This is a genomic window from Natronomonas marina, from assembly GCF_024298905.1.
GTDB classification, from domain to species: Archaea; Halobacteriota; Halobacteria; order Halobacteriales; family Haloarculaceae; genus Natronomonas; species Natronomonas marina.
In genome coordinates this window covers 2820362-2834388 of record NZ_CP101154.1, presented here as the reverse complement: position 1 = coordinate 2834388, position 14027 = coordinate 2820362, and the positions used below count along the sequence as shown (strand labels likewise).

The 14027-nt window shown below is 66.6% G+C and carries 13 protein-coding genes; 7 read left to right on the top strand and 6 right to left on the bottom strand.

What is annotated here, in order from left to right:
• Nucleotides 1-78 precede the first annotated feature (78 nt).
• A complete protein-coding gene (gene rdfA / locus NLF94_RS15055; RefSeq protein WP_254838449.1) occupies nt 79-696 on the bottom strand; it encodes a rod-determining factor RdfA in 618 nt (205 codons plus the stop codon).
• 488 nt (nt 697-1184) lie between these two features.
• Here rdfA and NLF94_RS15050 point away from each other — a divergent pair, with 488 nt between their 5' ends.
• The 3 genes from NLF94_RS15050 to NLF94_RS15040 all read left to right on the top strand — a co-directional run bounded on the left by NLF94_RS15050 (nt 1185) and on the right by NLF94_RS15040 (nt 3525).
• Complete coding sequence (locus tag NLF94_RS15050; RefSeq protein WP_254838448.1) at nt 1185-2837, top strand: thiamine pyrophosphate-binding protein; 1653 nt, start codon at nt 1185-1187, stop codon at nt 2835-2837.
• Between the two features lie 65 nt (nt 2838-2902).
• The gene (locus NLF94_RS15045; RefSeq protein WP_254838447.1) at nt 2903-3169 is read left to right on the top strand and encodes an AbrB/MazE/SpoVT family DNA-binding domain-containing protein; all 267 of its coding nucleotides are present in this window, start codon (nt 2903-2905) and stop codon (nt 3167-3169) included.
• Nucleotides 3163-3525: a type II toxin-antitoxin system PemK/MazF family toxin gene (locus tag NLF94_RS15040; RefSeq protein ID WP_254838446.1), complete on the top strand. Its 363-nt coding sequence runs from the start codon at nt 3163-3165 to the stop codon at nt 3523-3525. The genes NLF94_RS15045 and NLF94_RS15040 overlap by 7 nt, the downstream gene beginning before the upstream one ends.
• Nucleotides 3526-3542: 17 nt before the next feature.
• Here NLF94_RS15040 and NLF94_RS15035 read toward each other — a convergent pair whose 3' ends face one another.
• From NLF94_RS15035 to NLF94_RS15015, 5 genes are all read right to left on the bottom strand, one after another.
• Nucleotides 3543-4646: a 3-hydroxyacyl-CoA dehydrogenase gene (locus tag NLF94_RS15035; protein ID WP_254838445.1), complete on the bottom strand. Its 1104-nt coding sequence runs from the start codon at nt 4644-4646 to the stop codon at nt 3543-3545.
• Nucleotides 4647-4648: 2 nt separating this feature from the next.
• Complete coding sequence (locus NLF94_RS15030) at nt 4649-5965, bottom strand: APC family permease (RefSeq protein ID WP_254838444.1); 1317 nt, start codon at nt 5963-5965, stop codon at nt 4649-4651.
• A gap of 907 nt (nt 5966-6872) precedes the next feature.
• The gene (locus tag NLF94_RS15025) at nt 6873-7643 is read right to left on the bottom strand and encodes an IclR family transcriptional regulator (protein ID WP_254838443.1); all 771 of its coding nucleotides are present in this window, start codon (nt 7641-7643) and stop codon (nt 6873-6875) included.
• Nucleotides 7644-7845: 202 nt separating this feature from the next.
• Nucleotides 7846-8787, bottom strand: a complete 942-nt coding sequence (locus tag NLF94_RS15020) for a D-2-hydroxyacid dehydrogenase (RefSeq protein WP_254838442.1) — start codon at nt 8785-8787, stop codon at nt 7846-7848.
• Nucleotide 8788: 1 nt separating this feature from the next.
• Nucleotides 8789-9910, bottom strand: a complete 1122-nt coding sequence (locus NLF94_RS15015) for an acyl-CoA dehydrogenase family protein (protein ID WP_254838441.1) — start codon at nt 9908-9910, stop codon at nt 8789-8791.
• A gap of 109 nt (nt 9911-10019) precedes the next feature.
• Between NLF94_RS15015 and NLF94_RS15010 the strand changes: the two genes are divergently transcribed.
• The 4 genes from NLF94_RS15010 to NLF94_RS14995 are packed head-to-tail and all read left to right on the top strand — an operon-like array spanning nt 10020 to nt 14026.
• Nucleotides 10020-10805, top strand: coding sequence for a citryl-CoA lyase (locus NLF94_RS15010; RefSeq protein WP_254838440.1), 786 nt, complete (start codon nt 10020-10022; stop codon nt 10803-10805).
• 28 nt (nt 10806-10833) lie between these two features.
• Nucleotides 10834-11946: an ATP-grasp domain-containing protein gene (locus tag NLF94_RS15005; RefSeq protein ID WP_254838439.1), complete on the top strand. Its 1113-nt coding sequence runs from the start codon at nt 10834-10836 to the stop codon at nt 11944-11946.
• Nucleotides 11946-12806: a succinate--CoA ligase subunit alpha gene (locus tag NLF94_RS15000; RefSeq protein ID WP_254838438.1), complete on the top strand. Its 861-nt coding sequence runs from the start codon at nt 11946-11948 to the stop codon at nt 12804-12806. The genes NLF94_RS15005 and NLF94_RS15000 overlap by 1 nt, the downstream gene beginning before the upstream one ends.
• A 44-nt stretch (nt 12807-12850) precedes the next feature.
• Complete coding sequence (locus NLF94_RS14995) at nt 12851-14026, top strand: TAXI family TRAP transporter solute-binding subunit (RefSeq protein WP_254838437.1); 1176 nt, start codon at nt 12851-12853, stop codon at nt 14024-14026.
• Nucleotide 14027: the final 1 nt, after the last annotated feature.

The window sequence follows — 14027 nt, the reverse complement described above, 5'->3', positions numbered from 1 at the left end:
TTCGCTAGAACGACAGCGAAAAACCGAACGGTTTCGTGAGAACGGTGGCGTGGAATCGAACGGTTTCGCCGAAGCAGGCTACTCCGCACATTCGCAGCCGCCGGCTTCGAGCAACTCGACGACGTCGTACTGGGTGTTACAATCCTCACAGACGACTCGAACGTCGACGAACGTTCGGAACTCGCCGAGCGTGAGGTGTCCACCGTCGCGGAACTGTTCGAGCTTTCCCTCGGTGACGGAGTCGACCCGGCCGCGCAACTGCTGGATGTTCGATATCTCCCGTTCCAGCGGGTCCGTCTCGTCGGCCTCGTACTCCGCGTCCCGGTGTTTCTTCAGGTAGGTTCTGATCGCCTGGTAGGTGACGAAGTCGTCCAGTACCGCGTCGATGTCGACGCCTTCCCGTTCGAGTCGTCGGCGGGCCCGCGTCCGGTCGGCGCTCCCGACGTCCTCGTCGGTCAGCAAGCGGTAGGTGTTCTCGACCTCTCCGTCGAGCAGCTGGGCCCCCTCGGTCTCCAGGGCGGCCTCCAGTACCGACTGATTGAAGTGCGCCGCCAGTTCCCGGAGGCTCCAGCGGTCCTCCTCGGCGGTCCAGCGCCGTTCCATCTCGGCGCCGATCCCGTTCAGGTCGTACTCGTCGATGAGTCGTGCTACCTTGCTCCGGCGTCCTCGTCTCGCTTCGTTCGACACTTCGCCCATGGATCGGCTAACGGGTACCACCCTAGATAATCTTTCGCTCCGGAGCCGCGTTACTCGGGGTAGCGTCGCGGCGAGTACGTCGGGGGCGCCGTGTGGGTTCCGTCGGCCCACGGCGGTCGGTGGACCGGCCCGAGGAACGTGGCTGTTCGCCTGCGGCACGAACGGTGCCCGGAACGGACGGACTCGACCGGGCGGGTGGGGTCGGTACGGACCCCCGACCCCCGTCGTGGCCCTCGCCTACCCTGTCACCGCCGGAGGGCGTGCCGTCCCATAACAGCTATAATTCTGTTATCGTCGACCGTGAGAGACGAGCGTCCACGAACCACCATCGCGTCCCGTCGCTCTCTATCTGAGAGGTTTCACAACTGCTATCAGTTATACTCAAAAGCGTATTATATTGTGAAATGGTTGTAGTACATCGACAGTGATCGAGACACCGTTCGATAGCACCGTTTATGCCGTCGCCGGTCGTTCGGGCCGAGAGAACCATGACAGAGCCGACCGACCTGATCGTCGCGCTGTTCGAGAACGGCGGTATCGACACGGTGTTCGGATTTCCCTGCGAGCAGATGGACCCCTACTACTCGAGTCTGGCCGACTCGTCGCTCCGGCACGTCCTGGCCCGGAGCGAGGCGAGCGCGGCGCTGATGGCCGACGGCTACGCGCGGGCCAACCGGACGGTCGGTGTCGTCGACGGCGTCGGCGGCCCCGGTGCCGCCTACATCGGGGCCGGCCTCTGTGAGGCCGCCGGCGCCTCCAGCCCCGTCTTGGCGCTCACCGGCGACAACGAGCGCGGGATTCGGGGCCGGGAGGTCATCCAGGACGCCGACAACGAGGCGATACTGGCGCCCCACGCCGAGGCCACGTTCGACGCCGAATCCGCCGACCGCGCCGTCGAGGCCGTCCGGGCGGCGGTTCGGCGGATGACGACCGGCGTGCCGAAACCCGCCCACGTCAACCTCCCCGGCGACGTCTTCGACGACGAACCGACCGGCGACCCGCCCGCCGCCGTCTCGCTGTCGTATCCGCGCGACCGGCCCGAACCGAGCGCCGACCGCCTCGCGGCCGTCGTCGACCGACTGGACGCCGCCGAGCGGCCGGTCGTCCTCGCCGGCGAGGGGGTGGTCCGTGCCGGCGCCGCCGAGGCCCTGACCGAGTTCGCCGACCGGACGGACACGCCCGTCGTCACCTCGATCAACGGCAAGGGCGCGGTCCCCGAAACCGAGCCGTTCGCACTCGGCGTCGCCGGTCGGTGGGGCTTCTGTGAGGTGGCCAACGACGCGCTGGAGGCCGCCGACCTCGTCGTCGGTCTCGGGACGCGCTTCAGCGACCTCACGACGGTCGGCTGGTCGCTCGTCGACGACGACGCCGACGTCGTCCACGTCGACCTCGACCGGGCGTGGCTCGGCCGGAACTACGACCCCGACGTCGCCATCCAGGCCGATCTCCGGGCGACCGTCGAGGCACTCCTTGAGGCCGTCGATGCCGACGACTTCGCCGACCGCCGCGAGCGAATCGAGACGCTCGCCGACGAGCGGGCGGCGTGGCGCGAGTCCCACGCCGAGGACCTCCACAGCGACGACGCGCCCATCGCCCCCGCCCGGGTCGTCGACGAACTGAACGACCGCATCCCCGCCGACGGGATCCTCGTGAGTGCGACCAGTTACTCGGGCTTCTTCACCGGCGCGTTCTACGAGGTGGAGCAGCCGGGACTGGGCTACCTGCAGGCCCGCGGTAGCGACGGCATCAACGTCTGTCTCCCGCAGGCGCTGGGCGTTCAGGCCGCCCGCCCCGACACGCCGGTCGTCGCCCTCTCCGGGGACGGCGGCATCGGCTACCACATCGCCGACCTCGAAACCGCTGCCCGCGAGGGCTTCCCCGTCACCGTCGTCGTGCTGAACAACGACGGACTGGGATCCTCGACGGCGAGTCAGATCGGCACCGACAACTTCCAGCTGTCGACCGATTTCGACCCGAGCGTCGATTACGCGACGGTCGCGGAGGGTCTCGGCTGTCACGGCGAGACGGTCGAATCCGTCGAGACGCTGGAGTCCGAACTGGCGGCCGCCCTCGACCGCGAGGCGCCGACGCTCCTGGACGTCCAGGTCGACCCCTACGCAGTCCCGCCGGTGCTGGTGTGACGGCTGGTGGACGCTGTCGCCGGATCGCCCGAAACGTTTTCAATATGAATACGATATGAACACGTATGGCGAACGACGACACGCGGACGGTCGGCGAACGGGGGCAGGTCACGCTTCCGAAGGAACTCCGGGATCGGTTCGACATCCGGGGCGGTGACGAGGTCGTCGTGCGGGAGTCCGACGGGCGTATCGTCGTCGAGAAGCCGATCACCCGGTCGGACCTCGCCGAGGGCTACCGGCAGCGGGCGGAACGGGACGGACGGCTCGACCGCGAACTGGCGAGCGTCTCCAGTGAGGCCGACGAGGAACTCGGTGACGCGCCGGAATGGTAGCGACGGTCCGCCGCGGCGACATCGTCGTCGTCGAACTGGACCCGACCCGCGGGTCGGAACAGCGTGGTACCAGACCCTGTCTCGTCGTCCAGAACGACGTCGGAAACGAGAACGCGCCCACCACCATCGTCGTTCCGTTCACCACGTCGTTCGGGGACCGGCTGTACCCGTTCGAGGTCCTCGTGTCCGCCGAGGAGTGCGCCCTCTCGGAGGACTCCGTCGCCCTCTGTAGCCAGCTCCGGACCGTCTCGATAGAACACCGGATCGGCGATCGAATCGGGTCGATTCCCGACGAACTGCTTTCGGAGGTCGACCGTGCACTCGAGTACAGTCTCGGGCTCCGGGAAGTCAACTGACCGACTCGAGCCCCCGACTACAGTACCGGCTCGTAGACGCTCGCCCCCGTCTCGGCGTGGCGCGCCTCCAGCGTCGCCCGGAGCGACTCACGGCCGAACATCTCCGCGAGGTCGAAGGGGCCGACGTCGCTGTCGGCGCCCCGCTTGAGGACGTCGTTGACGGTCGCCTCGTCGCCGACGCCGTCCGCGACGAGCCGGTGGGCCTCGTTGACTAGGGCGGCTATGACCGGCGTCGCGTCGTGGGGCTCCTCGGGAGTTGGTCGCCGGCACTCGTCGCCGTCCCACTGGAAGAACCCCTCGCCGCTCTTCTTGCCGAGGCGACCGGCCTCCACCATCCGCTCCATCCGCTCGCGGACGGACGGCGGCGGTGCGTACCGATTGCCGTAGGCGTCCGCGAGGTTGTCGACGGTCGCCAGGTGGACGTCGAGGCCGATGAGGTCGACGAGTTCCAGGGGCCCGCGGTCGAAGCCGACGTTGCGCGCGCCGGCGTCGATGGCCGCCGCCTCGGCCGCCAGCAGTTCCCACGTCGCGGCGCACTTGATGCTCGCCGAGAGCCGCGAGAGGCAGTTCGCGCGGTACTCCCGGTGGAGCCGGACCGGCTCGCGGTCTATCGCCCCGGCCACCTCGTGGGCCGTCTCCAGGGCCGCCTCGTCGGCGTCGTCGCCCGAGATCTCGACGAGGTCGCGCTCTAGCGCCGGGTTGGCGAAGTGAAACAGCACGACGCGCTCGGGGTGGGCCATCTCGGCGCCGACGTCGCCCGGCGTCAGCGAGGAGGTGTTCGTTCCGACGACCGCCGTCGGTGCGAGGACGTCCTCGAGGTCGGCGACCAGCGAGCGCTTCAGGTCCAGGTCCTCGGGGACGGCCTCGACGACGAACTCGGCGTCGGCCAGCGCCGAGAGGTCGGTCCCGTAGGCGATGCGGTCGGCCGGAGTACCCGACACCTCGATTTCGCCCGCCCGGAGGTTCTCGACGAGGTCGGTCTCGTGGTACTGGCGTGCCGCCTCGAGGGCGTCGGGGTCGACGTCGACGAGCGTCACGGGGTAGCCGCCGTTGGCCAGCAGTCCGGCGATGTCGCGGCCCATCAGTCCCGCGCCGACGACGCCGGTCCGTTGTGGCTCCATGGTCACGCGGAGGTGCCCGGCACGGCCCCATAGTTCATTCGGACGGCCCGGTAGGCGAGTCCGACCGCGAGCAGTCCGAGCCAGGCCGCGAACAGCCGCGGCGAATCGACGGCGAGTAGCCCGATCAAAAGGAGGTTCAGCGGGACGGCGAGGACGGCCATCGCGCCGACGACCCGCGTCGGGACCGGGAAGGCCTCGGGGTCGAAGTCGGTCGGTGGGTCGCGGACGACGTCGATGGCGGCGAGCATCACTGCGGTCACGACCAGGGCGCCGCCGAACGCCAGCATCGTCCCGAGGTCGGCGAACGGCAGCGGCGCCAGGAGGATGACCCCGCTGAGCAGGAACGTGGCCAGCAGCGTCCAGTGGGCGGTGCCGAACCGGTCGTTCGTCCGGCCGGCCGCCGCGGGGAAGACGCCCGCCTCGGCCAGCACCTGGGCGTACCGCGGAATGAGGATGAACGTCGCGTTGAGGCTGGTCGCAACGGCGAACAGCGCCCCACAGACGACGAACACCGTCCGGAAGGCCGGCGAGAGGATTCGCTCGGCGGCCACGAGGAGTGTTTCGCCCGCCATCGCGTCGACGCCGAGCGTGCCGACGGCGACGGCGGCCACGAGCACGTACAGCAGGAAGACGAGGGGGATGCTGACGAGGAACGACTGCGGGATGGTGACGGTGGCGTCCCGCAACTCGCCGCCGATGTCGATGACGAAGTTCGCGCCCAGGCAGGTGAAGTAGAGGATGCCGGCCCCGACGAGGATGCCGCCCAACCCGCTGCCGAACAGCGGGCCGAGGTTCGCCGCCTCGACGCGCGGGACGCCGGCGACGACGAACGCCCCCAGCGCGACGACGAGGCCGACGAACATCAGCAGTTGGGCGCGGGCGGCCGGCCGGAGGCCCACGAGGTTCACCAGGAAGAAAAGCGTCAGGAGCGCGAGACCGGTCACGGTCGGCGACACGGCCAGGAGACCGGTCAGGTACTCGCCGGCCGTCAGCGCGTACAGCGGGAGGCCGCCGAGGAACATGCTCACGCCGAGGCCCCAGGCGGCCGCGAAGGCGAGCGTCGGCGAGACGAACCGCGCCGGATACCGGTAGTGCCCGCACGTCGTCGGGAAGGTCGCGCCGAGCATCGCGGTCGGGACCAATCCCAGGACGGCGATAGTGATGGCGATGGCAAAGGAGACGACGACGCCCGCGCCGGCCACCCCGACGCCGACGCCGACCAGCGCGAACAGCGCGCCGCCGACGATGAGGCCGACCTCGATGGCGACCGCGTCGAGCAGGCCGACCTCGCCCTCACTGGCCCCGGAACTGGTAGACACACCGGCCATACGCGGACCGGCAGGTAAAACCATGCCCTGGGACGCGGCAGTCGAAAGCAGTGGGAGCGGACCGCAGTCGTTCGGGTCCCGAAAACGCAGACGAGGCCGCCTCGGCGATGTCCACAGCGTGGTTTCGAACTCCGCGCCCCGTTCGATGTGGACGCCGCCACCGCCATCGTCGGTGGATGATTTCGACCGTTGTCCTGTCGGGCAGTCGGGCGGCGACGCTGACGCCCCCACAAAGGAGCCTGGTGGACGTCGGCCGACCTGCCCTACCGGTGGTTCGCCGCGGCCGTCTACGACTCACCGTGAAGGGGGAGGGAAAGCAGCGGTCGGACTCCTGTCATAATAATAATAATAAACATACTTTTATGAATTACATATGAAAAATTATAAAAGAAATCGTACTTTATATCGGTATGGGTTCAAAACACGCATAAGAGAATCGATCGATAAAACGTCGCCTGAAAACGGTCAAATATGACTCGAATACGTCTTTCTATGCGGCTACGAACAGGACAGAGAAATTCTCTAAACGCCAACCGTGTTATTTTTGCAGGTAATAGTAAACTATATCTGTCATATATTGGATAAAAGATCTTATATTTTGGCCTCACCGCCCGGTGTACCGTAACAGAGTTAAGTCTGTTAGTGGCTTCCCAGGTCTGAGCCGCGGTCGGTTCCACCCCTGCCGTCCACTCGTCGGCATCGTCGGACCGCGAACGGATCGCCATTCGTAGTTACCGAATGATCGGATCGGTCTCGCGGGACGGCCGGACTCCGTCCACGGACCAATCGACAATAACGTAACAATCTAAACGTTGTTATCGGCGTCTGTGACTGGTCGTCTCGACGTCCGGTCGGTGCGTTCGTGGTTCGCGAGGACCGAATTCACGCACGGCACCCTCTAGCTGTACCTGATCTTCAACTCGAGTTCGTTGGTCGCTCCGAGCAGTTGGGTGGTCAGTTGCTCGCGGTGTTCGGGGTTCTGCAGTCGGCTCGTGGGTCCGCTCACACTCAGCCCGCCGATGATGGTGTTTTCCGTCCCGACGACCGGTGCACTGAGCGTTTCGAGCCCCGCCGTGTGCTCGCCGGAACTCACCGCGTAGCCCCGCTCGCGGATCTCCTCGAGCTCCTGATAGAGCCGTTCTTCGTTCGTGATGGTGCGGTCCGTCTGCTCGGGGAGCCCCACCCTCTCGAGGGTCGATTCGACGCGTTCGACGGGCCAGTGAGCCATGATGGCTTTCCCTGCCGCCGTCGCGTGCAGCGGCACGCCGTTGCCCGTCCGGACGGCGGATTCGACCGCGTTCACCCCTCGTTCCCGGAGGAGCACCACGCCCCGACCGTTCTCTTCGACGATGAAAACGACCAGCTCACCGGTCTCTTCGGCGAGAATTTCAGCTTTCCGCCGAATCAACGAGAACCCCTCGGTTCGATTCCGGGCGTGAAACCCCAGATCAAGGAAGCCCAGACCGATGTGGTACCGGGTTCCCGTCTTGACCACGTAGTCGTTCTCACGGAGCGTCTGGAGGTGAGCGTGGACCGTGCTCTTCGCCAGGCCAGCGTCGTCCGCGATCTCGGTAACGGTGCCGCCGTCGATGGCCACGACCGAGTCGAGTATGGTAAAGGCCGTCCGCAGCGTGGCAACCGTTCGACCCGGCCCGTTTTCGTCTCCCATACGGGACCGACACGGTGAACGGTAATCAGTGTTCGCATAGTGCGAACGACTCCGGCACCGCTCTGTTCGCACCTTGCGAACGAGCCGCTCGTCCACCCCGTGGCATTCCTCCGGCAGTGTGGTCACTCGATGGTGTGCGTCTCCCGGGAACTCGCTGGACGCCGCGACGCGGGCGACTGAAACTGATCGGGTGTCGGCGCCGTCAGACGACCCGGTGTTCGAGTGGGTCGGCCGCGACCCAGCTGTCGTACATCGAGAGAAAGACGTCGGCGAACCGTTCCATGTATCGGTCCGAAACGCCGGCGAGGTGCGGGGTCAGGACTGCGTTTTCGAACGTCCACAGCGGGGATTCAGCCGGAAGCGGTTCCGATTCGAAGACGTCCAGTCCGGCGCCGGCGATGGTGCCCCGTTCCAGCGCGTCGACGAGCGCCGTCTCGTCGACCACGCCCCCTCGGGCGATATTTATCAGCACGGCCGAGTCGGGGAGCGCCGCGAACGTCGCCTCGTCGACGAGGTTCCGCGTCGAGTCGGTCAACGGGAGCACGACCACCAGGTAGTCGGTCGACGGAAGCAGTGCGTCCAGCCCGTCGGGCGTGGCGAGCTGTTCGGCGTCGAGACTGCCCTCGTAGGCGTCGACATCCCGCTTGATCGCCCGGACGTCCATGTCGAAGGCGCGCGCACGGGCGGCGATGGCCTCGCCGATGTTGCCCATCCCGAGGATCGTGACCCTCCGTTCGGCGAGTTCGGTTCCGTACACGCGGTCCCACCGACGGTCGCGCTGGGCGTCACGGAATTCGTGGAGCCGGCGGGCGAACGACAGCATGAGCGCCATAACGTGTTCGCCGGCGCTTTGATCGTGGATTCCCGGCGCATTCGTCAACATGATTCCCTCCGCGGCGAACCGGTCGATGGGGAATCGGTCGTAGCCGGCGCCGATGGTCTGAACCCAGTCGCCGGGACCGAGCCCACTCAGGTAGCGGTCGTCCCAGCTACCGTTCGAGGTAATGAGAATATCCGCGTCGATCGGTCGGTCGACCAGTGTATCCGAGGGCACTACCTCGACCTCGAGGGCCGACGGTCGTCCCCGAAGCGGTTCGATGTCGACGGGAACGGGGATATCGGCATCGACCACTGCGCGTGGCATGTTACTCGGGATACCCCGACTCGGCCAGTGACTTTGCGATCATCGTCCGGTGGACGTCGTTGGTCCCGGAGGCGATCTGGAACCCGCGGACGAACCGGTAGATGTAGGATTCGGGTGTGTCCCCGACGTAGCCGGCCGCGCCCTTGATCTGCAGGGCATCGTCGACGACCTCCTGACAGGCCTCGGAGACGTACACCTTCGCCAACGAGGAGTCGATCCGGGACGGGAGTTCGTCGTCGGCCAGCGCCTCGTATATCAGGAGCCGTGAGGTCTTGAGCCGCATGGCCATCTCGGCGAGTCGGTGCTGGACGGCCTGGAACTCACCGATCGGCTGCCCGAACTGCTCGCGCTGTTGGGCGTACTCGAGGGCCTCGTCGAAGGTCCACTTCGCGGCCACCCACACCTTCGCCATCGCACCGATGCGTTCGATGTTGTAGGCCGTGATTTGCTTCTTGAACGCGTCGGGGCCGCTGAGGAGTACCTTCTCCTTCGGGACGCGGGCGTCGTCGAAGTAGAGTTCGCTCTGCGGCTCTCCGGCCATGTTCCCGTCCGGATCGGCGACGGTGAACCCTGGGGTGTCACGGTCGACGAGAAGCGACCCGATGTGACCGTCGGGCAGTACCACGTACGTGAGGAAGGCGTCGGCGATGTCCGAATCCGACACCCAGGCCTTCCGCCCGTTGACGACGTACTCGTCGCCGTCGGCCTCGGCGGAGGTGGTCATGGAGGTCGCGTGGCTGCCCGCTTCGGGTTCGCTGATTGCGATCGCAATCACCGACTCCCCGGCGGCAACCGGCGGCAGGTACTCCGCTTTCTGTTCGTCCGTTCCGAATGTGTCGATCGCCCGACTCGGCCCGAAACAGGCCGCGTGAATCGTGTTCGCCGTCTGGGGGCAGACCGAGCCGACGCCCTCCATGGCGAGTACGGCGTCGAGGGCGGACATTCCTGCCCCGCCGTACTCCTCCGGGAGACTGACTGCGAGCATGTCGTGGTCCGCCAGCGTCTTCGCGTTCTCCAAGGGAATGTTGTCCCAGGTGAACGCGTCGTCGGCGAACTGTTCCTCGGCGAGGTCGCGCGCGGTTCGTCGGACGAGCCGCTGTTGTTCCGTCAGCTCGAAATCCATACCCCAACACTGAGCCGATGAGATATAAACGAACCGGATACGTGTACGGACGGTCGACACGTCGCCCCGCCGGCGGTAAGTATAAATGGAAGAGTTCGGTAGATGCTCCATGGCCGATAGTGATGCGGCAGCGTGGCGGACAGCCATTAGCGAAGCCCGCCCGGACGAGATAGTCTATCGGGGGTACCAGCTCACTGACGTCGTCGAGCAGTTGGACTTCGCCTCGACTGCGTTTCTCCTCGCACGCGGCGACCCGCCCACGACCGCCGAGGCCCGCGTTTTCAACGCACTTCTGGCGGCGACGGCCGACCACGGAATCAGTCCCAGCCAGGCCGTAACCCGGTACGTCTCGGCCTCGGGATCACCGATACAGGCCTGTGTCGCCGCCGGTGTCCTGACGATCGGTGACCACCACGGTGGTGCCGGGGAGATAGCGGCCAGCCTCTTCGAGGACCACCTCGACGCCCGTAACGACGAACCGATGGACGAGGTCGCAGCGGGGTTGATAGCCGACCGACAGGCGAGCGGCGATCGGGTGCCTGGATTCGGCCACCCCGAGCACACCGACGGCGATCCACGGGCACAGGTCCTCGTCGACATCGCCCGCGAGGAGGGACTCGACGGGGAGGCACTCGCGCTCGCGCTGGCCGTCGAACGGGAACTCGTCGAATCGGTCGGGGCGGGCCTCAAACTGAACATCAACGGCGTGACGGCGGCACTGATGCTGGATCTCGGATTCGATCCGTCGTTTGCGAGACCCCTGGTGATCATGGCTCGAGTCCCCGGTCTCATCGTCCACGCCATCGAGGAACGGGACCGAGAGCGGGTCTGGCGGATGGTCGGTGGCGGTGTCGAGTACGACGGGCCCGAGGACCGGAGTCTGGAGGAGCGATGAACGACACTCGGTCCGGGGGGTGGGTCTGATGGAGGAACTTCCCGAGTACGCGGCGAAACGGGCGTTCGAAGCGGAGGGCATCTCGGTCCCGGCAGGCGTGGTTGTGGAATCGGCCGACGATGTCGCCGATGTCGACCTGCCGGCGGTCGTGAAGGCTCAGGTACCGGTGTCCGGCCGGGGCACGATGGGCGGCATCGAGTTCGTGGACACTCGTGACGACCTCCGTGAGGCCATCGAGGCGATGCTGGGATCGACACTGGACGGCCACCGCGTCGACCGCGTGCTCGTCGAGGACGGCGTCGACGTCGCTCAGGAGCTGTACGTCGCTGTCTCCACCGACGGTTCGGCACAGCGGCCGGAACTGATAGTCTCCGACCGGGGGGGCAACGAAGTCGAGACGCTGCCGCCGGATGCGGTTGCCGCCGTTCCGGTCGACCCGCTGATCGGAGTGCAGCCGTATCACCTGCGACGGGCGCTGGGGCGACTCTCCGACCCGGCGGACGGCTGGCAGCAGGCGTACCCCGTCGTGGAGGCCATCTGGCGGCTCACCGTCGAGCGCGACTACCGACTCGTCGAGATCAATCCCCTGGGCGTAACCGCGACCGGGGACCTCACCGCGCTCGACGCGAAGGTAGTCGTCGACGAAGCGGCCGACTATCGGCAGGAGTTCGGTCCGCTGGACTCGACTCGAACCGCACTCGAGACGGAGGCAGCGACCGATGGGGTGTATCTCCGTGAAGCCGACGGTGACGTTGGAATCGTCTCGACGGGCGCGGGGCTCGGCATGGCGACCCTCGATCTGCTGGCCGATTCGGGGGTCTCGTTTGCGGGATTCGTCGACACGCGAGGAGCACAGTTCGACCGAGAGCAGATACGCTCCTTTCTGGAGTACCTCGGACGAACCGGCGCGACAGTCGTCGTCATCAACGTGGTCGGGTCGATGGTCGACTGCAGCGAGGTCGCCAGCGAACTGGTGGCGGCGGCCGAGGCTGGCTACGAGTTGCCGATCGTCGCCCGGTTTACGGGCACCAACGAGGCGGATGCGTACGATATCGTGTCGAACAGCGACGTGACCGGAGCGGCGGAGGTCTTCGAACTCGTCGACCGGGTCGGGGAACTCGTAGCCGGGGGTGAGGCCTGATGGCGATCTACGTCGACGACGACACGCGGCTCCTCGTACAGGGCGCCACCGGGGCGACCGGCCGGACGCTCATCCCACACCTCCTCGAGTACGGAACGGACGTGGTGGCCGGCGTCGCTCCCGGCCGGGGCGGGGCGTCCGTCGCGGACGTCCCGGTGTACGGGACCGTCGACGCAGCCGTCGACCATCAGGATGCGAACGCGTCGTTCGTAACCGTGCCCGCGAGGTTCGTGAAGGGCGCGACCCTCGAGGCTATCGACGCGGGAATCGATACCATCGTCGTAATCGCCGAAGACGTCCCCGTTCGGGACACCCTGATGATCACCGCGTACGCGGACGCCCACGACGTCACGCTCATCGGCCCGAACACGCTGGGGATACTCTCTCCTGGCAAGACGGCCGCGTCGCTCACCGCGACGGGTAACGGGTGGTACACGCCGGGTGACGTGGGTGTCGTGACCCGGAGCGGAACGCTATCGAGCGAGGTCGCCAACGCCCTGACCCAGCAGGGGATCGGACAGTCGACGGTGTTCAGCGTGGGCGGCGACCCCTACGTCGGAACCACGCCGGCGGATGCCTTCCGGGCCTTCGACGACGACCCGGAGACGGCGGTCATCGCGTACGTCGGCGAGATCGGCGGCAGCTTCGAACGGCACGCGGCCGCCGCCTGTACGGAAATCGACACGCCCGTCTGTGCGACCGTCGTCGGGCGGAACGCGCCGCCGGGAAAGCAGATGGGGCACGCCGGGGCGATTCGGGGAGACGACGAGGACAAGGTCGAGACGCTCCGGGCGGCCGGGGCTCGTGTGGTGGACTCCCCGTTCCGACTCCCCGACAGCATCGAGTCGTTACTCACGTAACACCCGGAGATAGATTTATACCATGTGGGGACTTGAGCGATGACATGGCACGGCCAGACCAGAGAGTAGACGTTAGCTCATCGAATCGCCGTCAGTGGCTCAAGGCCCTCGCTGCGGCCGGCAGCGCCGCCTCGCTATCCGCGCTCGCGGGGTGCTCGAGCGAGGACCCCGGGAGCCCGGACGACGGGAACGGAAACGGAAACGGGAACGGAAACGACGACGGGAACGGAAACGGTGACGACGGCTCGACTGATCAGATGACCGTGACCATCTCCTCGACTTCCGAGGGGACGATGGGATTCACGGCGCTGAACGGGTACGCACAGATCATGAACGACGTCGGGTCGCGGCTGCAGTTGCGGGTCGAACCCGCAAGCGGGAACATCGAGTCCGCCCGTCTGCTGGCGCGTGGCGACATGCCCCTTGCGACGGGGACCAACGGCACGATCTGGTCGGCGGCCAACGCGGAGGACATGGAGGGCGACTTCGGGAGCAATCCCCTTCCGGAGAACCGTCGTCCCCAGCAGGTCCTTCCCTGGGCGGAACTGAACTTCTACTTCGCCACCACCGAGGACACGGGCATCACGGACATGTCCCAGGAGAGCCTCGAGGGCAAGACCATCGCAACCGGGCCCGTCGGTGCGACCGGGACCTGGACCGCCCCGCTGAAGGTCGCGGGCATCGACCTCGATAGCGTCGAACTGGTCAGCGAGGAGTTCGGACAGACACCGACGGCGCTGCGGGAGGGCCGGGTCGACGTGATTCCGGCCTACACGGTCTCGCGGGCGACGGTACCGGGGTGGCTTCAGGAGCTCACCGGCGACGACAGCATCACGATCCCGACGTTCACGGACGAACAGCTCGACGCGCTGAGTGGCGCATACTACTCCAACGTCGAACTCGCCGCAAGCGACACCTGGCAGGCCGATGTCGGCATGGACCAGATTCCGACGGCGACGACCGGCTACCAGACCATCAGCACACGGCACACCTCGCCGGAGATCACCTACGAGTACGTCAAGACGCTGTTCGACAACCAGCAGCGTGTCCAGGACTTCCACGCCGGTCTCGCGTTGTTCGCCCCCGAGTTCGCGGTGAACAACCTCGTTTCCAGCGTCCCGGTCCATCCCGGCGCTGTCCAGTATTTCGAGGAAGAAGGGGTCTGGGACGACTCGCTCACCGTCGGCGAGGTGGACGATGACCCGAAGTTCACCTTCTAAC